At 60.8% G+C, this 23210-nt stretch carries 21 protein-coding genes; 4 read left to right on the top strand and 17 right to left on the bottom strand.

Going from position 1 to position 23210, the window contains the following annotated elements:
• Positions 1-77: 77 nt before the first annotated feature.
• The 6 genes from nusB to PSJ8397_RS04480 all read right to left on the bottom strand — a co-directional run bounded on the left by nusB (position 78) and on the right by PSJ8397_RS04480 (position 3761).
• Positions 78-545, bottom strand: coding sequence for a transcription antitermination factor NusB (nusB, locus tag PSJ8397_RS04455; protein WP_085863314.1), 468 nt, complete (start codon positions 543-545; stop codon positions 78-80).
• Entirely contained in the window at positions 542-1081 is a 540-nt protein-coding gene (locus tag PSJ8397_RS04460) for a 6,7-dimethyl-8-ribityllumazine synthase (RefSeq protein ID WP_085863315.1), read from the bottom strand. Before PSJ8397_RS04460 ends, nusB begins: the two co-directional genes overlap by 4 nt.
• Before the next feature lie 11 nt (positions 1082-1092).
• The gene (gene ribB / locus PSJ8397_RS04465; RefSeq protein ID WP_085863316.1) at positions 1093-2223 is read right to left on the bottom strand and encodes a 3,4-dihydroxy-2-butanone-4-phosphate synthase; all 1131 of its coding nucleotides are present in this window, start codon (positions 2221-2223) and stop codon (positions 1093-1095) included.
• A gap of 132 nt (positions 2224-2355) precedes the next feature.
• Positions 2356-2562 (bottom strand): hypothetical protein, encoded by a 207-nt coding sequence (locus PSJ8397_RS04470; RefSeq protein ID WP_143515338.1) that lies wholly within the window; start codon positions 2560-2562, stop codon positions 2356-2358.
• 41 nt (positions 2563-2603) lie between these two features.
• A complete protein-coding gene (locus PSJ8397_RS04475; protein WP_085863318.1) occupies positions 2604-3155 on the bottom strand; it encodes a hypothetical protein in 552 nt (183 codons plus the stop codon).
• Entirely contained in the window at positions 3156-3761 is a 606-nt protein-coding gene (locus tag PSJ8397_RS04480; protein ID WP_085863319.1) for a riboflavin synthase, read from the bottom strand. It abuts the gene before it with no gap.
• Between the two features lie 161 nt (positions 3762-3922).
• On the opposite strand from PSJ8397_RS04480, the gene PSJ8397_RS04485 reads away from it, so the two are divergent.
• From PSJ8397_RS04485 to PSJ8397_RS04495, 3 genes are all read left to right on the top strand, one after another.
• Positions 3923-5206 (top strand): capsule biosynthesis protein, encoded by a 1284-nt coding sequence (locus tag PSJ8397_RS04485; RefSeq protein WP_085863320.1) that lies wholly within the window; start codon positions 3923-3925, stop codon positions 5204-5206.
• A gap of 187 nt (positions 5207-5393) precedes the next feature.
• Positions 5394-6524: a polysaccharide biosynthesis/export family protein gene (locus tag PSJ8397_RS04490; RefSeq protein WP_085863321.1), complete on the top strand. Its 1131-nt coding sequence runs from the start codon at positions 5394-5396 to the stop codon at positions 6522-6524.
• Positions 6521-8587: a capsular polysaccharide biosynthesis protein gene (locus PSJ8397_RS04495; protein WP_085863322.1), complete on the top strand. Its 2067-nt coding sequence runs from the start codon at positions 6521-6523 to the stop codon at positions 8585-8587. The genes PSJ8397_RS04490 and PSJ8397_RS04495 overlap by 4 nt, the downstream gene beginning before the upstream one ends.
• A gap of 52 nt (positions 8588-8639) precedes the next feature.
• Here the strand turns inward: PSJ8397_RS04495 and ribD are convergent, their stop codons facing one another.
• From ribD to PSJ8397_RS04545, 10 genes are all read right to left on the bottom strand, one after another.
• Positions 8640-9719 (bottom strand): bifunctional diaminohydroxyphosphoribosylaminopyrimidine deaminase/5-amino-6-(5-phosphoribosylamino)uracil reductase RibD, encoded by a 1080-nt coding sequence (gene ribD, locus PSJ8397_RS04500; RefSeq protein WP_268794661.1) that lies wholly within the window; start codon positions 9717-9719, stop codon positions 8640-8642.
• Positions 9719-10186, bottom strand: a complete 468-nt coding sequence (gene nrdR / locus PSJ8397_RS04505) for a transcriptional regulator NrdR (protein ID WP_085863324.1) — start codon at positions 10184-10186, stop codon at positions 9719-9721. Before nrdR ends, ribD begins: the two co-directional genes overlap by 1 nt.
• A 134-nt stretch (positions 10187-10320) precedes the next feature.
• Entirely contained in the window at positions 10321-10752 is a 432-nt protein-coding gene (locus tag PSJ8397_RS04510) for a hypothetical protein (protein ID WP_085863325.1), read from the bottom strand.
• Positions 10743-12302 carry a zinc-binding metallopeptidase family protein gene (locus PSJ8397_RS04515; protein ID WP_085863326.1) on the bottom strand — a complete coding sequence of 520 codons (1560 nt, stop codon included), beginning with the start codon at positions 12300-12302 and terminating at the stop codon, positions 10743-10745. Before PSJ8397_RS04515 ends, PSJ8397_RS04510 begins: the two co-directional genes overlap by 10 nt.
• Entirely contained in the window at positions 12299-12697 is a 399-nt protein-coding gene (locus PSJ8397_RS04520; RefSeq protein WP_085863327.1) for a secondary thiamine-phosphate synthase enzyme YjbQ, read from the bottom strand. Before PSJ8397_RS04520 ends, PSJ8397_RS04515 begins: the two co-directional genes overlap by 4 nt.
• A gap of 41 nt (positions 12698-12738) precedes the next feature.
• Positions 12739-14715, bottom strand: coding sequence for an RNA polymerase sigma factor RpoD (gene rpoD, locus PSJ8397_RS04525; protein ID WP_085863328.1), 1977 nt, complete (start codon positions 14713-14715; stop codon positions 12739-12741).
• A gap of 148 nt (positions 14716-14863) precedes the next feature.
• Complete coding sequence (gene dnaG, locus PSJ8397_RS04530) at positions 14864-16822, bottom strand: DNA primase (protein ID WP_085863329.1); 1959 nt, start codon at positions 16820-16822, stop codon at positions 14864-14866.
• 32 nt (positions 16823-16854) lie between these two features.
• Complete coding sequence (locus PSJ8397_RS04535) at positions 16855-17775, bottom strand: DMT family transporter (protein WP_085863330.1); 921 nt, start codon at positions 17773-17775, stop codon at positions 16855-16857.
• 37 nt (positions 17776-17812) lie between these two features.
• On the bottom strand, positions 17813-18421 hold the full coding sequence (locus tag PSJ8397_RS04540) for a LysE/ArgO family amino acid transporter (RefSeq protein WP_085863503.1): 609 nt from the start codon (positions 18419-18421) through the stop codon (positions 17813-17815).
• 138 nt (positions 18422-18559) lie between these two features.
• Positions 18560-19315 carry a YebC/PmpR family DNA-binding transcriptional regulator gene (locus PSJ8397_RS04545; protein WP_085863331.1) on the bottom strand — a complete coding sequence of 252 codons (756 nt, stop codon included), beginning with the start codon at positions 19313-19315 and terminating at the stop codon, positions 18560-18562.
• Between the two features lie 183 nt (positions 19316-19498).
• Here PSJ8397_RS04545 and PSJ8397_RS04550 point away from each other — a divergent pair, with 183 nt between their 5' ends.
• Positions 19499-21277 (top strand): SLC13 family permease, encoded by a 1779-nt coding sequence (locus PSJ8397_RS04550; protein ID WP_085863332.1) that lies wholly within the window; start codon positions 19499-19501, stop codon positions 21275-21277.
• 151 nt (positions 21278-21428) lie between these two features.
• Here the strand turns inward: PSJ8397_RS04550 and PSJ8397_RS04555 are convergent, their stop codons facing one another.
• A complete protein-coding gene (locus tag PSJ8397_RS04555; RefSeq protein ID WP_200811279.1) occupies positions 21429-23210 on the bottom strand; it encodes an SLC13 family permease in 1782 nt (593 codons plus the stop codon).

Raw genomic sequence — 23210 nt, forward strand, 5'->3', positions numbered from 1 at the left:
CTGCCCCCGGCGCGGTGCGCCTCCCCCGAGGTATTTTTGACCCAAAGAAACAGGGCCTGCTGGGCAAACGGAGGGCGCTAGAATGCCTCGGGTTTTGCTTCGCGGGCCATATGATCGAGGACAGCGTTCACGAATTTCGGCTCATCCCCGCCCTCGAAAAAGGCTTTGGCAACATCGACGTATTCGGTGATGGCCACCTTGGGTGGGGTATCACGGCCCGTCAGTTCTACGCCTGCTGCGCGGAACACAGCCCGCAACGTGGGATCGATGCGGCCCAAGGGCCAGCGGGCAACCAGGGCGCGATCGGTCATCTGGTCGATTTTGGCTTGGTGGTTCACGGCACCTTCGACGAGGGCGCGGAACAGATCCACATCGCCTTCGGCCATTTCATCGCCTTCATACACTGCGCCGAACCGGTGGTTTTCGAATTCGCGGGTCACGTCTTCGATGGTCTGGCCCGTCTGTTCCATTTGAAACAGGGCCTGCACGGCGTAGAGGCGCGACGCGCTGCGCATTTTGCGTTTTTGGTTGTTCGAAAGGGTCATGCGGTTGTGTTGCCGTCCATTTTGCCCGCCATCAGGATCTCGCTGGTGAATCCAACGCCCTCCTTGGCGCGGCCCCACTTACGGCTGAGCGCGATGAGGTGCAAGGCCGCAGCGGCCGCGCCGCCGCCTTTATTCTGATCCGACGGATCCGCCCGCACAGCAGCCTGTTCGTGGGTTTCCACGGTCAGGATGCCGTTGCCGATACACAGCCCTTGCAGGCCCAGCAATTGCAGCGCGCGGGAGCTGTCGTTGCAGACCGTATCGTAATGGGTGGTTTCACCGCGGATCACACAGCCCAATGCCACATAACCGTCAAAGTTGGACATACGTTCTGCAATCCCAATGGCGGTCGGAATTTCCAGTGCGCCGGGCACCTCGACGACCTCATGGGTGGCGCCTGCGGCCTCGATCTCGGCCTTGGCCCCGGCCAGCATATTGTCGGCGATGTCCTTGTAATAAGGGGAGATGACGATGAGGATCTTGGTGTCGCGGTCCACGTCGGCGCGCGGCAGAATGTAATGTGAAGGTCCGGCCATGGGTCTGGTCCTTATCCGAGGTCTGAGATTTTGCGGGTTCCGACAATTTCCAGACCGTAAGCATCGAGGCCCACAATCTTGGGTTGGGGGGAGTTTGTCAGCAACTCAATCTGTCCCAGCCCCAGCGAGCTGAGGATCTGCGCGCCCAGCCCGTATTGGCGCAAGGTCTGGGGGGAGACTTCGTCATGGGCGACGATCTTCATGGATGTATCGCGGAGCAGAACCACAACACCGCGCCCCTCTTCTTCAACCCGCTTCATGGCTTCGCCAAATTCCGCCGTGCGCCCTTTTGGGCCTGCGCCCACCACATCGAGCATGGGATCCATGGAGTGCATGCGCACCAGCACGGGCGCGTCGCCGGTGATGTCGCCTTTGGTCAGCACGATGTGTTCGTCGCCGTGTGTTTCATCGGCGTAGACACGCATGTCCCACTCGCCGCCGAATTCGGAGGTGATCTTTTCTTGCGTTTGTACCCGCACCAGATTGTCGTTGCGGCGACGGTAGGCAATCAAGTCGCTGATGGTGCCGATTTTCAGCCCATGCAGTTGGGCAAAGGCCACCAAATCGGGCAGACGCGCCATTTCCCCGTCGTCCTTCATAATTTCGCAGATCACACCGGAGGGGTTGAGGCCTGCAAGGCGGCTGATGTCCACTGCTGCCTCGGTGTGGCCTGCGCGGACAAGCACCCCACCTGCGCGGGCGCGCAGCGGGAACACATGTCCGGGGGTCGCGATATCCTGAGGGCCTTTGGTCGGGTCGATGGCCACGGACACCGTGCGGGCGCGGTCGGCGGCCGAAATGCCTGTCGTCACCCCTTCGCGAGCCTCGATGGACACTGTAAAGGCGGTCTCGTGGCGCGACGAGTTGTGCGTGGACATGAGGCTGAGCCCCAGCGCATCAAGCCGTTCGGCCGGCAACGTCAGGCAGATCAGCCCGCGCCCGTGGGTCGCCATGAAATTGATCGCATCGGGGGTGGCCATTTGCGCGGGGATCACCAGATCGCCTTCGTTCTCACGGTCTTCGTGGTCGACGAGGATAAACATGCGACCATTGCGGGCATCATCGATGATCTCTTCGATGGGAGAGATCGCATCGCGGTAGTCGGCTTCGACGGGCCCTGGGGTTTCAAACATATCGCTCATGGTTGTCCTTTGGGCTGTGCCTTGGTCTTTGGTGTCAGATAGCTTGGCGGCGGGGATTCGGAAAGGCCACTGACGTGACGACCTTTTGCACCTTTGGTGCGATGAGTTTTTTTGGTCAGATGAAGGGGGGCTTCACTCGATCAGCCATGGCACGGCTTTGAGGGCGGCGGAATAGGCTGCGAATTCGGTTGTGAAGGCGGGGCCATCGGCGGCGGACAGACGGCGCCAGCCGTGGCTGTCTTCGGGGTCACGGCGGCATTCGGCGAAGGTGAAGTGGGTGTCCCCGTGTTTGATGATGTCAACGCAGCGGTCGCCGGTGTCATCTTCCAAGGACGCCACGACCAGGGGTTTCGCCGCAGAAGGTTTTGCAGGCGAGACCGTCATCGGGCAAAGAACACATCAGAGGGCAGCGATCCGGCGAGTTTGGCGGCTGCGACCCATTCGGCCTCAAGTGCGGTGTCGCAGACCAGCACCATGCGGCTGGGTTTGGCCTGGGCTGCTGTCAGGGCGTCCAGCAGCACTGCCCGGGTCTCGCCCCAGCCAGCAAAGGGGCGCGGTGCCTTGCAGGCGCTGTCTGTGGGCGGCGACAGTTGGTCCGGCTGCACGGGCGCGTGGGCCAGGGCCAGTGTGCGCGCCTCTTTCAGGGTCATGAGTTTGGAGACGCGGTCCGAGGGGACGCGTTGACCGGCCCGAAGGACCCGCAGCGCATTTGATGAGAACATAAATCCGATCAGATCATCGCCAGAGGCGGCCCGCAGCCCCGCATATGTTTTGTACGGCAGACCCAATTCTTTGGCGCGGGCCACGCGGCGGCGCACGACCTCGATCGGCAGGGTTGGCATCAGATCGGCCCGGGCTTTGCGCCAGACGTGCGTGCGCCAGCTGCGGCCCGCCATCTCACCGCGGCCAGAGTTGTGTCCGATGCCCGCCATCTAGTCCATATCCCGCAGGCGCGCGACATAGCGGGCCATGGTGTCGACCTCAAGGTTCACAGCGTCGCCCACGGCGGCCTCCCCCCATGTGGTGACCGTTTTGGTATGAGGGATGAAGTTGATGCCAAAGCGCGCGCCGTCGACTTCGTTCACCGTCAGCGATGTCCCGTTGAGTGCAACAGACCCCTTGGGTGCGATGAACCGCGCCAGATCGGCGGGCGCCTCAAGCACAACACGGGTGCTGTCGCCCTCGTCAGTCATGTCGACAATTGTGGCCACACCGTCCACATGGCCAGACACGATATGCCCACCCAGTTCATCCCCCACCTTCAGGGCGCGTTCCAGATTGACCCGTTTGCCCACCTGCCAGCCGTTGCCACGGCCAATGTTCGTCAGGTTCACCGTCTCGGCTGAGATATCAACATCATACCAGCCTTGCGGATCGGTGCCCTTGTCGACCACCGTCAGGCACACGCCGTCCGATGCAATAGACGCCCCGATGTCGATGCCTGCAATGTCGTAGCCGGTGCCGATACGCGCCCGCAGATCGCCGCGATGGTCAAGGGCCAGAACCTCGCCCACGTCTGTGATGATGCCGGTAAACATGATGCCCCTTTCGGTGAATTCCCCGTGATCTGCTTGGGGTAACCTCTTGCATGGGTGGGGGCAAGGTGGTGACCTAAAGATCAACGAGACACCAAACAGCCATATTTATGCCGCGATGCACTGTTAAGCGTCAAAAGACGTACGACGCCCAGAGGACCTGAATGATCCACCCGACGCCGAAATTCCTGTTCCTGCAAGGCCCCCACGGGCCCTTCTTTCACCGGCTGGCCAAGATGCTGCGCCGGGCGGGCGCTGATGTCTGGCGTGTGGGGTTCAATGCAGGCGACCGTGCGTTCTGGTTCGGCGCCAAGGGCTACATCCCCTATCGCGGCACGCCCGAAGACTGGGCCGACACCTTTGTCGCGTTGCTGGACGAACACGCCATCACCGACATCGTGCTTTATGGCGACACGCGCCCGATCCACGCGCAAGCCGCCCAGATTGCAAAGGACCGCGGGCTGACCGTCCATGTCTTCGAAGAAGGCTACATGCGGCCCTATTGGGTCACGTATGAACGGGGCGGATCCAACGGGCATTCGCGCCTGATGGACACCAGCGTGGCAGACATGCGGGGCGCGCTTGCCCAATCCGAACTGGATATTCCAGAGGCCCCGGCCCATTGGGGCGACATGCGCCACCACGTCTTCTACGGCGCGCTGTACCATTGGTTCGTGATGTTCCGAAACAGCGAGTACAAGAACTTCCGCCCGCATCGGGAGCTTCCGCTTGTGACCGAAACGGCGCTGTATACGCGGCGCCTCATGTTGATGCCAGTGATCGCGCTGGACCGTATCCTGTCGACCTTTCGGATCAAACACGGCGGCTATCCCTACCACATTGCCCTGTTGCAGCTGGAACATGACGCCAGCTTCCAGATGCACTCGCCCTTTGACCGGATGGAGGATTTTCTGTCCGTGATCATCGAAGGCTTCGCAAAAGGGGCGCCGAAACACCACCATCTGGTCCTCAAGGCGCATCCGCTGGAAAACGGGCGCAGCCCTGTGCGCCGCATTGCGCGCAAACTGGCCGAACACCACGGCGTGGCAGGCCGCGTGCACTACGTGCGGGGCGGCAAACTGGCGCAACTGCTGGATCATGCGCGCACCGCCGTCACCGTCAATTCCACCGCCGGACAACAGGTGCTGCACCGTGGCATCCCGCTTAAGGTGTTTGGCCAAGCGGTCTATGCCAAGCCTGAATTCGTGTCCGACCAACCGGTTGAGGCGTTCTTTGCCCAGCCCGGGCGCCCCGACAACCGCGCCTTTAAAGACTATCGTCGCTACCTGCTGGAAACCAGTCAGGTGCCGGGCGGTTTTTACAGTGCGCGCGGTCGCCGTCAGCTGATGCGGCAGGTGGTTGATATGATGCTGGACGCGCAAGATCCCTATGATGCGCTGCGCAGCGGCAAGGCCCCGCCGCGCCAGCAGTTGCGTGTCGTCAAATAGAACCCACAAGACCTTGCGGCGGCCCCTGAGGGGCGGTTGCACCACGGCCACACCCGATCCCACCCATAACCTTTATGTGGATTTTGGCACAGGATTCCGGTACCTTGCAGGCAAAAGGTGAGGTGATCATTGAAATCACCCGCATGAGTTTGAGGCAGAAATAATCAGGTCGAGGAGACCGAAAGCAGTGACATCAATCAGATCGCGCCTTGCCAAAGGCGCCGCCCTCATCGCGGCATTGGCCGTTGTTGCATCCTGTGGCCTGCCCCGCTCAGGCCCCAACAAACAGGAAATTTTCGCAGGCTCCGTCATGCGTGACGGCGACGCCTTCGTTCTGCTGGTCGATGACCGCGTGAACCTTGTGGCCGGTGTCACTCCGGCACTTGGGTTCTCTGCTGGCTTTCAAAACGCAAGCGTGCTGGGCAGCGACACGATCCGCGCGGGCGATACATTGGGCCTGACAATCTGGGAAAACGTGCGCGATCCGCTGCTCGTGTCTCAGGGGCAAAACGCCACCGTTCTTGAAGAAGTCCAAGTCGACGGTGCGGGCTTCATCTTTGTGCCCTACGCAGGCCGCATCCGTGCAGCGGGCAACACGCCTGAGGCGATCCGCCGGATCATCACCGAAAAGCTCGAAGAACAAACACCCGATCCGCAGGTGCAGGTCCGCCGTCTGGCCGGTGATGGGGCGACCGTGTCCATCGTGGGGGCCGTCAGCGGCCAGGGTGTCTATCCCATCGAACGGCCCACCCGTACCCTGTCGGCCATGTTGGCCGCCGCCGGTGGCGTCAGCGTGCCGCCTGCCATTGCGCGCGTCACCGTCACACGAGGCGATCATGTTGGCGAAATCTGGTTCGAAGATCTCTATGATCATCCCGGCCACGACATCGCCTTGCGCTCCGGTGACCGCATTTTCGTCGAACAAGACACCCGGTCTTTCACCGCCCTTGGTGCCACAGGGTCCCAGTCGCGTCTGGCCTTCGAAAGCCAGTCGATCTCCGCCATCGAAGCCATCGCGCAGGTCGGCGGCCTGAACACCAACCTCGCCGATCCAACTGGTGTCTTCGTGTTCCGCAATGAACCCGAAGACATCGCAGAACAACTGGTGGGCCGTGACGATCTGACAGGCACGCAACGTGTGATCTACGTGCTGGATCTGACCGAACCCAACGGCATGTTCATGGCCCGCGATTTTGCGATCCGTGATGGCGATACCGTGTACGTCACCGAAGCGCCCTACAGCCAGTTCAACAAAACCATCTCGGCGGTCTTCGGCACGCTGGGTCAGGCAAATTCGGCCGCCAGCCTGGTGCAGTGACGCACAGCGCGCACACCGATCCAGCCGCCGCGCGTCCCCCCGCGCGGCGGCTTTTCGTTTTTAACGGTGGGTTTTTGACGCAAACCCGCATCCGCCGCATCCTGACCCTGTCGGGCTTCGACGTGTCGCTTGGCAAACCAACGCCCAACGATATGATCGGCGTCTGGGGCCAATCCCCCACCGCTTGGCGGGGGGAGGCCGTGGCGGGCCGCACCGATGCGCCGGTGTTGCGCGTCGAAGATGCCTTTCTGCGCTCCGTGCTGCCCGGCCGTGATGGGGAGCCTCCACTGGGCCTGCATCTGGACACCCGTGGCGTGCATTTCGATCCGGCCCAGCCCTCCGATCTTGAGGTTTTGCTGGCCGAACACCCCCTCGACGACACCCACCTGCTGAACCAGGCCCGCGACGGCATGGACCGTTTGCGGCGACTGAACTTAAGCAAATACAACGCCTTCGATCCGGCCACCCCCGCTCTCACGACGTCCCCCGCCCTAGACGCGGGCTATGTGCTGATCATCGACCAGACAAAGGGCGACGCATCGGTCACGGCCTCACGTGCCGATCGCAACACCTTTCTTGAAATGTTGTTCGTCGCCCGCGAAGAACACCCCACCGCCCCCATCGTCATCAAAACCCACCCCGAGACGACCGCAGGCCACCGCGACGGCCACTACCGCGATGCAGACATCGGGCCGAATGTGCACTTGATGAGTGACCCCGTGTCGCCCCACGCACTGCTGGATGGCGCGATTGCCGTTTATACCGTGTCGTCCCAACTGGGGTTCGAGGCGGTGTTGGCTGGCCACAAACCGGTGGTCTTTGGCCAGCCGTTCTACATGGGCTGGGGCCTGACCGATGACCGCATGCCGCTGGACCGCCGCCAACGTCGCCTGACGCGCGCGCAGCTGTTTGCGGCCGCGATGATCCTCTATCCCAAATGGTACGACCCCTACCGCGACCGCCTGTGCAGCCTGTCTGAGGCGATTGACACCCTCGCGGCCCATACCCGCGCATGGCGCGATGACGCGCAAGGCTGGGTGGCCTCGGGCATGCGGCTGTGGAAACGTGGGCCGTTGCAACAGGTCTTCGGGTGCCACCGCAAGGTGGTGTTCGAAGACAACCCCGCCACCGCGGACGCGCTGGCGGCCAAAACCGGTCGGGGCCGTATGGTCTGGGCGGGCAAATCAGACGGTCACGACAGCGCTTACCGCGTCGAAGACGGATTTCTGCGGTCCCGCGGATTGGGGGCAGAGCTGATCCCGCCGCTGTCGTTGGTCCTCGATGACCTTGGCATATACTACGATCCCACCGGCCCCAGCCGTCTTGAAGTCTTGATCGAAGCCGCCACCGCCCTGCCCCCCGCGGCCAGCGACCGCGCCGAACAACTGATCGCGCGGATCACCTCGGCGGGTCTCAGCAAATACAACCTCGACGCCTCGGATGTGCCCGATGATCTGTCCGGCGACGATTACAAAGGTCGCAGGATCCTCGTGCCCGGACAAGTGGAAGACGATGCCTCCATCCGGCTGGGCACCCCCGACGTCGCCACGAACCGCGGCCTGCTGGCCGCGACCCGCGCCGCCAATCCGGCCGCGACGATCCTTTATAAACCGCACCCGGATGTTGAGGCCGGGTTGCGATCCGGCGCCGTGCCGGACGCGGCCGAATTTGCTGATGTGATCCTTGATCGAACTTCGCCCATGGCTGCACTTGAGGCCGTCGATGCAGTCTGGACGATGACCTCGACCTTGGGGTTCGAGGCCCTTTTGCGCGGCAAAGACGTCACCTGTCTGGGGACACCGTTTTATGCCGGTTGGGGCCTGACAGATGATCGTGCCCCGCCCTGCGTGCGGCGCACCGCCCGGCCCACTCTGGCGCAGCTCGTCCATGCCATTTTGATCGACTATCCCCGTTATTATGATCCGGTCACGCAGGCACCGTGCCCTGTCTGGGTTGTCCTGGACCGTTTGGAACAGGGGACCGTCCCGCGGCCGTCGCGGGCCAACCGGCTGTTGGCGAAAATGCAAGGCGCGTTTGCGTCCTATGCGTATCTGTGGCGCTGAAGTCAGATCGGCCCTGCGGGGCGAGTTTTTCTGGTCAGATGAAGGGGGGGCGTTACGCGTGTCGGGCCCAGCGGTGCATCAAATCAGCGCCGATTTGGCGGCTGTCCACAAGTGTGAAACGCGGTGCGGCGTTCAGGCGTTCCAGGCCCATCGCGCCAAGGCCAGGCGTGCCCTCTGCCCCGATCACAAGGCCTGCGGTGTAGCCCACGACCTCATCCACCAGATCGCAATTCAGCAACGACGCGGCAAGTTTGCCGCCCCCCTCGCAATACACACGGGTGAGGCCGGCGTCTGCCAATTTGGTCATCATATCAACAGGATCGATCTGCTGACCTTGGGTTTTGCACGGCACAGACACAGCACCTTGGTCCACAAATGAGTGCACGGGCGCACCGTCTGCGTGGCACAGCCAGACGGGCGCCGCCTCCACACCTGCCATCATCGCAGGTGCATCTAATTTCAATTTGCGCGAGGCCACGACCCGCACCGGTTGGCGCACGGCCCCCAAGTTGCGCACCGTCAGCGTTGGATCATCGGCGCGGACCGTGCCCGCCCCCACCAAGACGGCATCGTGGGTCATCCGCATTGCATGGACATGACGGCGCGCCTGTTGCCCGGTAATCCATTGGCTTTCCCCCGTGGCGGTGGCAATCCGCCCGTCAAAAGATGCCGCAAGTTTCAGCGTCACAAAGGGTCTGTTTCGCGTGATACATGACAAAAACCCCGCCATGTCGCGTTCGGCCTCGGCGCGTCGCACGCCGGTCTCAACCGTGATCCCCGCGGCGCGCAGTTTGGCCACACCGCCACCATCCACCCGCGGATCCGGGTCAGGTGCCGCGATGACGACCCGCGCGACCCCGGCCTTCGCCAATGCATCCGCGCAGGGCGGCGTCTGACCATAGTGCGCGCAGGGCTCCAGCGTGACATAGGCCGTGGCCCCCTGCGCATCGATCCCGTGAAGCGCCTGTGTCTCCGCATGGGGACGCCCGCCGTCGGCCGTCCAGCCGCGCCCGATCACGCGCCCGCCCTGCACGATGACGCAGCCCACGTTCGGGTTGGGCCAAACACGCCCCAAGCCCCGCCGCCCGAGCGACAGGGCTTGTCCCATAAACCTGTGGTCTTCTTGCGTTATCAATCGTCCGGTTTTTCTGGCGGCCGCAATTCGCTGACGAATTTATCGAAGTCATCCGCGGCTTGGAAGTTCTTGTAAACACTGGCAAATCGCACATAAGCAACAGTGTCGATCCGAGCCAACGCCTCCATCACGATCTCACCGATCTGTTTGGAATTGATGTCCGTTTCACCCATGCTTTCCAACCGGCGCACGATGCCGGAAATCATCTGATCCACGCGTTCGGGTTCCACGGGCCGTTTCTGCATGGAAATCCGGACCGATCGTTCCAGCTTATCGCGGTCAAAATCTTCGCGGCGCCCGTTGGATTTGATCACCACCAAATCGCGCAACTGCACCCGTTCATATGTTGTGAAACGTCCGCCACACGCAGGGCAAAACCGCCGCCGCCGGATGGCAACGTGATCTTCCGCAGGGCGGGAATCCTTCACTTGTGTGTCGACGTTTCCGCAAAAGGGGCAACGCATGGCCTGTCCTCGTTTTCTGCCTTTGGGGTCTTATGCCCCATTTATCCACAGCCACTATAGGACTTGGGATAAGTTTTGGGTAGTGGGCAAATCACACCACTAGATCATGAGTCGCATCGGCCACACTTGCGCTGTCAGTACCCGTAGTTGACCGTTGCCGGATCACAGCGCAAATGGGCCAGTTCAGTGCCGTCGAAATCTTCTACAACGATGCCGCCAAAGAAAACCTCTGCAAGGGTTTTGGTGTCGTCTGCCGCAAGAAACCGGTCAAAGCCGGCGTAGACTTCGTAGGTGACATCATTGTTCGTCAGGCGGATCGCCTCCCAAATGGATCGCCCCACGCCAGTCCACGGCACTTTTTCTGCCCCCTCTTGGTACGCCAATGAAATCGCAAGTTCCGGCGACTGACCAGATACGCCAAAGGAATAGTCGACGATGTTGCCGTCAGTGCAAACAGTGATCGTTTTGCCGTTTCCAAAGTCGCACGACATAAACAATTCCGCCGAGGCCCCACAATCGGCCCACGTCGCATTTGCACAAAACAATAGGGGGAAAATCAGTCGCATGGGTCCTCCAATGTTGAAATATGCCAATCATGTCCGGCGGGCGTTTCGACATATCTGGGCCAATTGATCCCGGTGGGCGGGTCGTAATCACACAGTGGCGGACACGGCGCCTCATCGCGGCGGAGTTCAAATTCATCCCTCGCGTCAGACCGTGCCTTACCATCTTCCAACAGACGCAAAGCAGACAGGGCGAGAACCTTTGCGGCCACCTGCACCGTCGGATCAATGGTCTGAGGGATACCGCCCAAGGCATTCATGGCCCACGCCGGATAAGGCCCGCCCCGCAGGGCCGGACGCGCGATATAGAACCGCGCGGTAGGTGCATGCCACGTCATGTCAGTGTAGTCGTCCGATGTTGAATTAAGTTGCGAGGGCGGCAAATCCCGCCGCAATATCGCCTCTGCCTCTTGCGGCGAAATCAATGTCTCACAGGCGGGCAGGATTGGGTCATCCGTCGGATCCATTCCGCAATTCGCCTGCACCTGCCGCATTATTTCTTTTGCCGCATCATCCCAAACAGGCGCGCCAACCTGTTGAATTTGCTCCCAAACCAGTGACGCCATCGTGTGATTTGCCAATCCGGGGCGGGATTTGCAGACCCAGTGTTTTTCCACACGGCAGCCTGTCTGCTGCGCCACAGCTTCTGCCAAAGCATCAAGGCGCGCGGTGATACGTTCGGCCAACGCGACGGTCGGCACCCGCATCATGTACTGCAACTCTGCAAGGCCCGCGGGCAAATTATCCGCTGTGGCCTGCCCCGCCGACAGGATCGCCTCAGAAATGGACCAACCGCCTGCGTGGGACGCCATGCTGTCGCGCAACATTCGGCCTTGGGCGTACATCATGACCAAAGCATCATTTGCGCCCGGCGCGCGGATGTCTGAATGGCTTTGCGGAATGGGGGCACCGTCAGCGGCCCCAAACAGATGCGGCGCATCGCAGATGAACCGGTAAACCATCGAATAAGCCGCACCACAGTGGGTGTCCCAGCGGACCGTATTGCACAGGGGCAGCATATAGAACGGATGAAACGACAGCATGCCCGCAAGACCGTCGTAGTACCCCTTGGCGGCATGGATGGGTTTTGACCCGCGCACCTTCTCGGCAGGCTCACCGGTGAAGCGCAAACCGCCTTTGATACCATGGTGTTCCATTGCCGCCTTGGTGGCCAATAGCCCCCCTAACCCACTGATCCCCAACGCTGAATGGGGATCAGTGTGGCCTGCCGCATAGGGGCTGAACCCTGCGCGCGGGGCCTCGGCAACATCTGCGGCCTGACAATTGCCCGGCACCGCGTCGTACTCTGCGTACAGTCCCACCACGGGGCCGTCCCCGTTGGACCAATCGGCACAAAAGGCCGTGGGCATACCACCGCTGCCCTCTTCCACGGTGAACCCTTCGGCGCGCAATCTCTCAACATACCATGCCGCTGACCGATATTCGCGCCACGCAGGTTCCGCATATTCAAAAATGGTGGCACAGGCCGTCGACAGATCGGCGCGCGCGGCATCGACCCATTTCAACGCGGTGTTTTGCGCGGCAGACGTCATCGCAGCATCCCGACAACCCGCCGCCGATGGGCCATCGCGCGATGTTCGAAAAGATAAATTCCCTGCCAGGTTCCAAGCTGCAATCGCCCGTCAACCACAGGAATAGACAAGCTGACAGGTAGCATCGCGGCCTTGATATGGGCCGGCATATCGTCAGGCCCCTCGTAGGTGTGCCTCAGATAGGACATCGTGGGGTGATCACTCGGCGGCACCAACCGTTCAAAGAACGCCTGCATGTCGTCCCGCACTTCAGGATCCGCGTTTTCCTGGATCAACAGCGAACAAGAGGTATGCTGAACAAACAACGTCAGCACGCCAGTGCCAGACACCCGCGCCCGCACCTCATCCGTGAACTCATAAAGCCCCGGTCCGTTGGTCGAAATCACCCAATCCATAAACCAAATGTCCCCGCACAAGGGCGGGGACACAAGGTATTTTATTGATCAAGGAAGGACCGCAGCCTGCGCGACCGGCTCGGGTGTTTCAGCTTTCGTAGGGCCTTCGCCTCAATCTGGCGGATCCGTTCGCGTGTCACGCTGAACTGCTGACCGACCTCTTCCAGCGTGTGATCGGTGTTCATCCCGATGCCAAAGCGCATCCGCAGCACACGTTCCTCACGGGGGGTCAGCGACGCCAGAACCCGTGTGGTCGTCTCTTTCAGGTTCTCTTGGATCGCAGAATCCAAAGGCAGAACCGCGTTCTTGTCCTCGATGAAATCGCCAAGCTGCGAATCTTCCTCGTCGCCAATCGGTGTTTCCAGTGAAATCGGCTCCTTGGCGATTTTCATCACCTTGCGGACCTTCTCAAGCGGCATTTGCAGCTTGGCGGACAACTCCTCCGGCGTCGGCTCACGACCAATCTCATGTAGCATCTGGCGGCCTGTGCGCACCAGTTTATTGATCGTCTCAATCATGTGCACCGGAATACGGATCGTGCGGGCCTGATCCGCGATGGACCGCGTGATCGCCTGACGAATCCACCATGTCGCGTAGGTCGAAAATTTGTAGCCGCGACGGTATTCAAACTTATCCACCGCCTTCATCAGGCCGATGTTGCCTTCCTGAATAAGATCAAGGAATTGCAGGCCGCGGTTCGTGTATTTCTTCGCGATCGAAATCACCAAACGCAGGTTCGCCTCGACCATTTCTTTCTTGGCCTGACGGGCTTCTTTCTCGCCCTTCTGAACCTGCTGCACGATGCGGCGGAATTCGGAGATATCGACGCCCACATACTGACCCACCTGGGCCATTTCAGCGCGTAAATCCTCGATTTTGGCGGTGGACCGTTCGATCAGCATCTGCCAGCCACGCCCGGACTTTTCGCCCATTTCTTCCAGCCACGTGGGGTCCAATTCACGGCCCTTGTAGGCGTCCACAAATTCACGACGGTTGATGCGGGCTTGATCGGCCAGCTTCACCATATTGCTGTCGATCTGCATGATGCGGCGGTTGATGCCATAAAGCTGGTCAATCAACGCCTCGATGCGGTTGTTGTGCAGGTGAAGCGAATTCACCAGATCAACGATTTCCTGACGCAACTTTTGGTACGTCGTCTCTTCTTTGTCGGAAAACGACCCGTCCTCATTCAACGTGGCCGACATCCGTGCGTCTTGCATCTCGCTCAACTTGGCAAAATCCCGGGCGATCACGTCCAACGTCTCAAGAACTTGGGGCTTCAGCGTTGCCTCCATGGCGGCCAGCGACATGTTGGCGGCGTCGTCCTCGTCATCGTCGTCCTCTTTGGCAATCGGGTTGCCATCGGCGTCAAGCTCTTGCTTTTCTTCCTTTTTCTCACCCTCGCCCGCGCTGGCGGAGACGACATTTTCTTCCTCGTCGTCGTCGCCCAACTGGTTGCCGAACGTCGTCTCAAGGTCGATCACATCGCGCAGCAGGATGTCCTCGGACAGCAATTCGTCGCGCCAGATTGTAATCGCCTGGAAGGTCAGCGGGCTTTCGCACAGCCCCAAAATCATCGTGTTGCGGCCAGCCTCGATGCGTTTCGCAATCGCAATCTCGCCCTCACGGGACAGCAGCTCTACAGATCCCATTTCGCGCAGATACATGCGCACGGGGTCATCGGTCCGGTCCAGCTTTTCCGTCTCGGCGGCACCCAGCGTCACCTCGCGGCTGCCCGAGGTCGTGGTCAGTTCTTTCGACTTGCCGTCGTCCTCAACCTCTTCGGATTCTTCTTCTTCCGTGACCTGAATGCCCATTTCATTAAGCATGCTCATCACGTCTTCGATCTGGTCAGACGACACCTGATCGGGCGGCAACACCTTGTTCAGCTGATCATAGGTGATCGTGCCACGTTCACGCGCTTCCATGATCATCTTTTTGACCGCGGCCTGGCTCATATCAAGGGAGATATCCCCGTCTGCGCCGTCCTGCTGATCCGTGTTGTCCTTAGCGGCCATGTGCATTCCCTTCGTTTCAGGCCCGCATTCGATTCGGGCGCCTGATTCGGTTGATTCGGACTTTGGTCGAATCAAACAAGCATAAGTGTGATTCGCAATGCCCAAACGTCTTGTTTTTTAGGGCTGTTGCGTCTTGGCTATGATGGACTTAGGGCCCCTTGCCGTCTTTGGCAAAGGTGATTCGGTCCAAAAGTGCATCAAACGCACTGCGTTCTTCTTTCTTCATGCGGGCACCGTTGTCTCCGGTGTCGTATTCCGCGCGATCGTCGCCGTCCTGTTGACCCGCGTTGTTCATTGCGGCCAGCGATTGTGCCAACCGTTTTGTCAGGCGTTCGTCGGCCACATCGGACGACAGTTCTTCGATCGCATCTTCGATTTCATGGGCATGACCGCGGCGGGCGGTCAGCTTGGCAAATTCTTCGGCCAGACACATGCGCGCCAGATCGCCGTTGTCGGGCCTTCGCACTGCTGGTGTGATCGCGACGTGGGCTTGGCCAAGCAGTTTTTCAAGGGCCTCGCCGCCGATTTCCTCTGCGACATGTTCGGGCAGTGCTGCGTCCGCGTCGCATTTCAAAATCGCCATGCGCACGCGGTCAATGTCTGGCGTCGAACAGGCCATACGTTCAAGCGCGCCGTAAAATTCGTTCACGATCAGTGGGTTGCGCAGCAAAACAGCGACGATCACAGCCTCCCGCAGGTGGTCTTCAACCATGGCCCCCGCCGCAAGGGCCGATGTTTTCGTGCTGGCCTGCGCCGGTAACTTCGCGCCCTTAGGATGCCACACGCGTCGCGGTCCGCCCGCTTGCGCAGAACCACCGCGCCCCGCGCCAAACAAATCCCACCGCAGGTCCTTGATGGCCTGGCCGTAATGGCTGCGGATGCTGGGGTCTTTGATCAGCATGATCTTTTCACGCAGCGCCTTGTCCAATGCGGCCTTGCGTTCGGGGCTGTCAAACACCTTACCCTCAATCTCACGCTGCCACAGCAGCTGCACCATCGGCTCCGCACCTTCGATCTTTTCGCGCATGGCCCCGGCCCCTTGCGCCTTTAGCAAATCATCGGGGTCCTGCCCCTCTGGCATCATGGCAAAGCGCACCGATTGCCCCGCCTCAAGCAGCGGCAGCGCCAGATCAATCACCCGCATGGCCGCCCGCTGGCCCGCTGTATCCCCATCAAGCGTGATCACAGGCTCGGGCGAGACACGCCACATCATCTGCAACTGCGTTTCCGTCACGGCCGTGCCCAGGGGGGCCACAGCAGCCTGAAACCCCGCCTCGGACAGGGCGATCACATCCATATACCCCTCCGCTACGATCAACGGCTGGCCCTTGCCCGCCGCCTCGCGCGCAGGCTTCAGGTTGAACAGATTGCGCCCCTTATCAAACAATTCCGTTTCAGGAGAGTTAAGATATTTCGCGTTATCAGCCGGATCCATCGCCCGCCCGCCAAAGGCAATCGCGCGGCCCCGTGCATCGCGGATCGGAAACATGATGCGGTTGCGGAACGTGTCATAGGGTTTGCCCCCCTTGGTGCTCGCCTTCGACAGCCCGCACCCAAGGATCAGGTCCTCCGCCACGCCCTTGCCCGTCAGATGATCCCACAGGTTTTGCCAGCCATCAGGGGCAAAACCGATCTCCCATCTCTCCAACGCAGGCCCCGTCAGGCCCCGCCCCGCCAGATAGTCCCGGGCCGCGCCCCCCGCACCCGTCTTCAACTGCAGGCGGAAGAATTGCACCGCCATCTCCATCACCTCGGCCAGTTGGGTGCGTCTGTCCGCCTTTTGCTGGGCCTGCGGATCGCGTTTGGGCATGGTCATGCCCGCCTCCCCGGCAAGGATTTCGACCGCTTCCATGAAGCCCACATTCTCCGTCTCACGGACAAAAGAAATCGCATCACCTTTGGCGTGACAGCCAAAGCAGTAATAATACCCCTTGCGGTCATCCACATGGAACGACGCAGATTTTTCCTGATGGAACGGGCACGGCGCCCACAAATCGCCCTTACCCTGATTGGATTTGCGCTGGTCCCACATGACCTTGCGCCCGACGACCTGCCCAATGGACAGCCGGTTGCGCAGTTCGTCCAAGAATCCCGGTGGCAGCGACATATACCCTATATTGGGGCGCGCGCGGTCGGAGTCTAGCCTTTCGTCTGATGCACAGCAGGCGTTGCCAACTCTCGTCCTTGGGCTTTGGCCACGGCCTCCCGCCAGGTGATGAAACTGACCGACGCCAGAATAACCGTGCCGCCTGTGATCACCCAGACATCCACGCCCTCGTTAAACACGAAATAGCCCAGCAGAACCGCCCAGATCAGCTGTAAAAACGTGACCGGCTGTGTGACGGTCAAGGGCGCCGCCTTGAACGCCAGCGTCATGGAATAATGGCCCGCAGTGGCAAAACAGGCGACCAGAAACAGCCAGCCCAGATCGACCAGCCCCACAGGCACCCAGACCGCATAGGCAAACGGGGCCAGCCCAATCGTCACCGTGATCGACAACATCCCCACGACAACCGCCGCCGACACCTCCCCCGACAGCTGTTTGGCCACCAAATACCCCGCGGCAAAGCCAAGCGCCGTGCCCAACATGGCGATATGGCCCACGTCAACCTCCCGAAAGCCGGGGCGCAAGATGATGACCGCCCCGATCAAAGCAAAGACCACCGCCGCCAAACGACGCGGCGGAAGGCGCTCACCCAACAGCAATGCAGCCCCCAACGTGACGTAAACCGGGGACAGGTAATTCATCGCCGTCACATCCGCGATCGGAATGCGCGCCATGGCAAAGAACCACAAAATCACTGCTAAAGTGTGAACAACACCCCGAGCGGCAAACAGCTTAAGCTGCCGTCCCGTCAGATGGGCCGCCAAAATGGGCCGTATCATGGGGATCAAAAACACCAACCCCAAAAGGTAGCGTAAAAACGCGCCCTGGGCGGCGGGCACATCCCCGCCCACATGTTTCACAATGGCCGTGACGGCGACAAAATTCAGGCCGGTGACGACCATCCAGAACGCACCCAGAACGGGCCGATCTTGTGTTGCTTGGGGATGTGACATGGCCCCACAAAACGCCCCTTAACCGCCGGGCGCAACCTCAAAGCGCGCTCAACACCAAACCTGCAGCGATGACAACCATCACCACACCAATAAGGAATTCCAAAATCTGCCACGCCCGCGGCTTGGCCATGACCGGCGCCAGCAATCGCGCGCCATAGCCCAAGGCCACGAAAAACAACGCCGATCCGGCGCTGGCCCCGGCCCAAAACGCCACCCGTGCGCCGTCAAACTGTGCCGCCACAGAACCCACCAACAAAACCGTGTCCAGATAAACATGCGGGTTCAACCATGTGATCGCGAAACAAAACGCCAAGGCCGCCCGCAACGATCCTTTGCCAGATGTGGCCGGATCCAACGCCTCCCCGCCCGCAAAAGCCCGCCGAAAACTCAGCAATCCGTAAGCGAAGACAAACACCGCCCCCACCCACAACATCAAAGGCGCAACAGCAGGCACCGCCCGCGTCAACGCCCCAAAACCAAACACGCCCAAGCCCATCAGAACCGCGTCAGACGCCGCACAAAACGCCACCAGCGGCCCGACAAACTCACGCCGCAACCCCTGTTTCAAAACAAACGCATTCTGCGCGCCGACTGCCAAAATCAACGACAGCGACAACCCAAACCCGTTCAAAAATGCCCAGATCATGTCACACATGCCCCCGCTTCATCTGGCCCGAAAAACTCCCCCCGGAGGGCCGATCTCACCCCTCCCGAAAGCCCCCGCACAGGGCTCACGCCCGCCACACGCACCAAAAATCATGCGCGCCGCAGGCGCTCAATCGGGTTAGCCGTCGCTCTCGGCAAAGGCCTGCATCACCTCGTCCGAGGCATCCAGATTGGTGGTGACCGTCTGAACATCGTCATCATCTTCCAACGCCTCGACCAGCTTCATCACCTTGGTCAGACCATCCAGATCGACCTCGGATGTGATGTTGGGCTGCCAGATCAGCTTGGTGGACTCAGATTCGCCCAAATCCGCCTCCAGCGCATTGGACACATCATTCAGATCCGTATCCGCACAGATGATAACGTGGTTTTCGTCGTCACTTTGCACATCTTCCGCGCCTGCCATAATCGCAGCCTCCAGCACGGTATCCGCATCGCCCACAGAGGCCGGATAAACCACCTGCCCCTTGCGATCGAACATAAAGCCCACGGATCCGGTCTCGCCCAGATTGCCGCCCGCCTTGGAAAAGGTCGACCGCACGGTGGACGCGGTGCGGTTCTTGTTGTCGGTCATCGTCTCGACGATCACCGCCACCCCGCCCGAGGCATAGCCCTCATAGCGGATTTCATCATAATCCTCAGCATCCCCACCGGTCGCTTTCTTGATGGCCCGTTCGATGTTGTCCTTGGGCATGGATTGGCCCTTGGCTTCCTTCACCGCCAACCGCAACCGAGGGTTCTTGTCCGGGTCCGGGTCGCCCATCTTGGCGGCAATCGTGATCTCCTTGGACAATTTGGAAAACAGCTTGCCGCGGATCTTGTCCTGACGGCCTTTGCGGTGCTGAATATTTGCCCATTTTGAATGGCCTGCCATGTCTCGTCTCCCGCGGGGTCATGTGAAATTGCGTATCAGCGCTTCTATAGGCCAACCCGCCCACCCTCAGCAAGACCAGCCGCAGGGCCTTGGCCACAGCACAGACGTTCCGTTGAAATGAAAGGGAACCATCGCGTCATCTTACCGTTTCCCTTGGCACAGCTTGCAGGCTAGACAGCGACCATGACACCAGACCAGATCATCCTGTTTTCGCTCTTCGGCCTCGTCTTCGGCATGCTCCTGTGGGGGCGGTTCCGCTATGACATCGTGGCCTTCTCCGCCTTGCTGATCGGCGTGGTTCTGGGCGTGGTGCCCTCTGAGGATGCCTTTTCCGGCTTCGGCCATCCGGCCACCATCATTGTGGCGCTGGTGCTTGTGGTGTCTGCGGGTCTCGTGCGTTCAGGCGCCGTCTATCTGATCACCCGAACGCTGGTGGATGCGTCGCGCCAACTGGGCGCGCATATTGCCATTATGGGCGCCATCGGTGGCGTGCTTTCGGCCTTTATGAACAACGTGGCGGCCCTTGCCCTGCTGATGCCCGTGGACATCCAGACCGCGCGCAAAGCAGGCCGCGCCCCCGGCCTCAGCCTCATGCCGCTCAGCTTTGCGACAATCCTCGGCGGCATGGTCACGCTGATCGGCACGCCCCCCAATATCATCATCGCCTCCATCCGCGAAGAAACCCTGGGGGAGCCCTTTGCCATGTTCGATTTCGCCCCCGTGGGTGGCATCACGGCCCTTGCAGGGCTGATCTTTGTGGCGCTCATCGGCTGGCGCCTGATCCCTGCGGCCGATGGCAAAGGTGCCGGCCAAACCATTGACAGCTATACCGATTATCTGGCCGAACTCACCGTTCCCCACGACAGCAAACTCATCGGCACCCGTCTGCGCGAACTCTACGACGATGCCGAAAAAAACGATGTCGCGATCCTTGGCCTGATCCGCGACGGCAAACGTCTTTACGGCACCGCCCAAAACACGGCCCTGCAGGCCCAGGACATCCTTGTGATCGAAGCCGCACCAGAGGCGCTCGATGAATTCCGCACGGCCCTCAAACTCGACTTTTCGGACACAAAACGCGAAGAGCTGTTGCAGGCCACATCCGACGGTCTGACCGTGATCGAGGTCGTGGCGACCGAAACCTCCCGCATCACCGGCAAAACCGCCGAAGCCATCGGGCTGGCATGGCGTCAACGCACCGTCCTGATGGGCCTCAGCCGCAAGGGCAAACCGGTCAAATCCCAGATGCGCAAAACGCAAATCTACCCCGGCGACATTCTGTTGCTGCTGGCCCCACAAGACCGCGCAACGGACGTGACGGAATGGCTCGGCTGCCTGCCCTTGGCCGACCGCGGCGTGGCTGTCACGGCGGACCGCAAAGTCTGGCTGGCCATCGGCCTCTTTGCCGCCGCCGTGGCCGCCGCCAGCTTTGGCCTGATCTATCTGCCGATTGCACTGGGGCTTGTGGTCATGGCCTATGTGTTGGCCAAAATCGTGCCCCTGTCTGAACTCTATACCCACATCGAATGGCCGGTTGTGGTCCTGCTGGGCTCCATGATCCCGCTGGGCGCCGCCTTGGAAACCTCAGGCGGAACCGAATTGATCGCCGGTGCTCTGGTGGGCCTGACCGAAGGCTTGGCCCCATGGATGATCCTGACCGTGCTGATGGTGGTGACAATGACCCTGTCCGATGTCCTCAACAACACCGCGACCACCATCGTGGCCGCCCCCGTGGGCATCCAGATGGCCAACACCTTGGGCGTCTCCGCCGACCCGTTCCTGATGGCCGTGGCCGTGGCGGCCTCCAGCGCGTTCTTGACCCCTATCGGGCACAAGAACAACACGCTCATTCTTGGCCCCGGCGGCTACTCCTTTGGCGACTATTGGCGCATGGGGCTTCCGCTTGAACTCCTCGTCGTCGCCGTCTCGATCCCCGCGATCCTGGTTTTCTGGCCGCTCTGATCTTCATCTGACCGGAAAAACTCCCGCCGGAGGCCCCCATGGCCGCACCGAAACGCCGCGTCCACCAACTGGGCCCGTCGCTTTGCACAAACCGACCACAGACTTTTCACAAAAGTCTGCCCCCAAATTTTTTGCAAAAATTTGGCCCGCGCTACAGCGGCCAGATGTAGGGAATAACGGCAGAGGCCAGCATCCCGATGCTCAGGTTCAAAGGAATCCCGACCTTCATGAAGTCACTAAACCGATATCCCCCCGGCCCATAAACCAACGTGTTGGTCTGATACCCGATGGGTGTGGCAAAACTGGCCGAGGCCGCAACCATCACCGCCACCACCAAGGGCCGCGGATCAAAGCCCAGCGCATCGGCCAGACCAATGGCAATCGGCGTCACCACAACCGCCACCGCATTGTTGCTCACGGTTTCTGTCAACACCGACGTCAGCAGATACACCGCCCAAACAATCAGAAACGGCGGCAACAGCGCCAGCCCCGGCGCCACCGCCTCCACAATCAAGGCCACGGCCCCTGACGCCTGCAACGCGGCCCCCACCGCCAACATCGAGAAAATCAACGCCAACAACCGCCCGTCCACAAAGGAAAAGGCCTCCTCCGCGTCAATGCAGCGCGTGATCAACACGATCGTGACCGCCAGAACGCTCAGCAGGAAAATCGGCGCCACGCCAAAGGCCGCCAGCGCCACGATGCCCACAAGGGCGGCCAGCGCCACCGGCGCATGGGACCGCCGGTAAGCACGGGCCGAGGGTTTGGACACATCCACCAGATCCATATCCACCGCCAACCGCTGGATGTCCTCCGCCGATCCCTCCAACAACAAGGTATCGCCCACGCGCACCACCAGATCATCCAGCTGACGTCCGATGTTCTGGTTGCGCCGGTGCACCGCCAAAACATACACGCCGAACCGCCGCCGCAAACGCAGCGCGCCCAGCGTCCGGCCGACCATCTTGCAGCCCGGCGTGATCAGCACCTCAACCGTCTGGGTCTCCACCGCAGACACCTGATCCACGCGGCGCAGTTCCTTGTTGCGCTGCAAGGACAACAGCTCCGTCATGGCGGTGCGCAGCACCACGCGGTCGCCCACCTGCAAGGTCACGCCAGACAGATTGCGCCGCAACGACAGATCGCCCCGCACCAGATCAATCAACCGCACACCATCGCGTTTGAACAACTGCACCCCCGTCACCTCTCGCCCGATCAGGTTGCTGTCGGGGGGGATCACGGCCTCGGTGAAAAAGCGCATCTTGCTGCGGTCCGACAACAACGTCGCCATGCTGTCGCGGTCGGGCAAGAGCCGTGGCGCAATCACGCCCAGATAGATCATCCCCCAGATGACAAGGATAAGGCCTAAGGGCGTGACCTCAAAAATCGTGAACGGCTCAAGGCCCTCGGCGCGGGCCACACCATCGACCAACAGGTTCGTGGACGTGCCGATCAGGGTCAACGTGCCGCCCAAAATCGCACCATATGACAGCGGGATCAGCAGCTTGGACGCAGACATCCCCAAGGTCTTTGCCAGTTGCACAAAGATCGGGATCATCACAACGACCACAGGGGTGTTCGACACAATGGCCGAGGCCACGACCACAAACCCCATCAAGGCCGCCAGCGACAGCATCGGCTTCTTCTTGGCATTGCGTTCGGCCAGCGACGTCAACGCATCAAGTGACCCAGTGCGCACCAGCGCCCCCATGACAATGAACATCGCCGCAATGGTCCAGGGCGCGGGGTTCGACAGAACCGTCAGCGCCGTATCATAGGGCAGCACGCCAGAGGCCAACAAAAGCGACACGCCAGCCATCGCCACAACCTCCGTCGGGTAGGTTTCGCGCACAAAAAGCACGAACATGATCGCTACCACGCCCAACGTCAAAATCGCCTGACCGGTCTGGGAAAGACCCAACAACTGAACCAC

The sequence above is a fragment of the Pseudooctadecabacter jejudonensis genome (assembly GCF_900172275.1).
Taxonomy (GTDB): domain Bacteria; phylum Pseudomonadota; class Alphaproteobacteria; order Rhodobacterales; family Rhodobacteraceae; genus Octadecabacter; species Octadecabacter jejudonensis.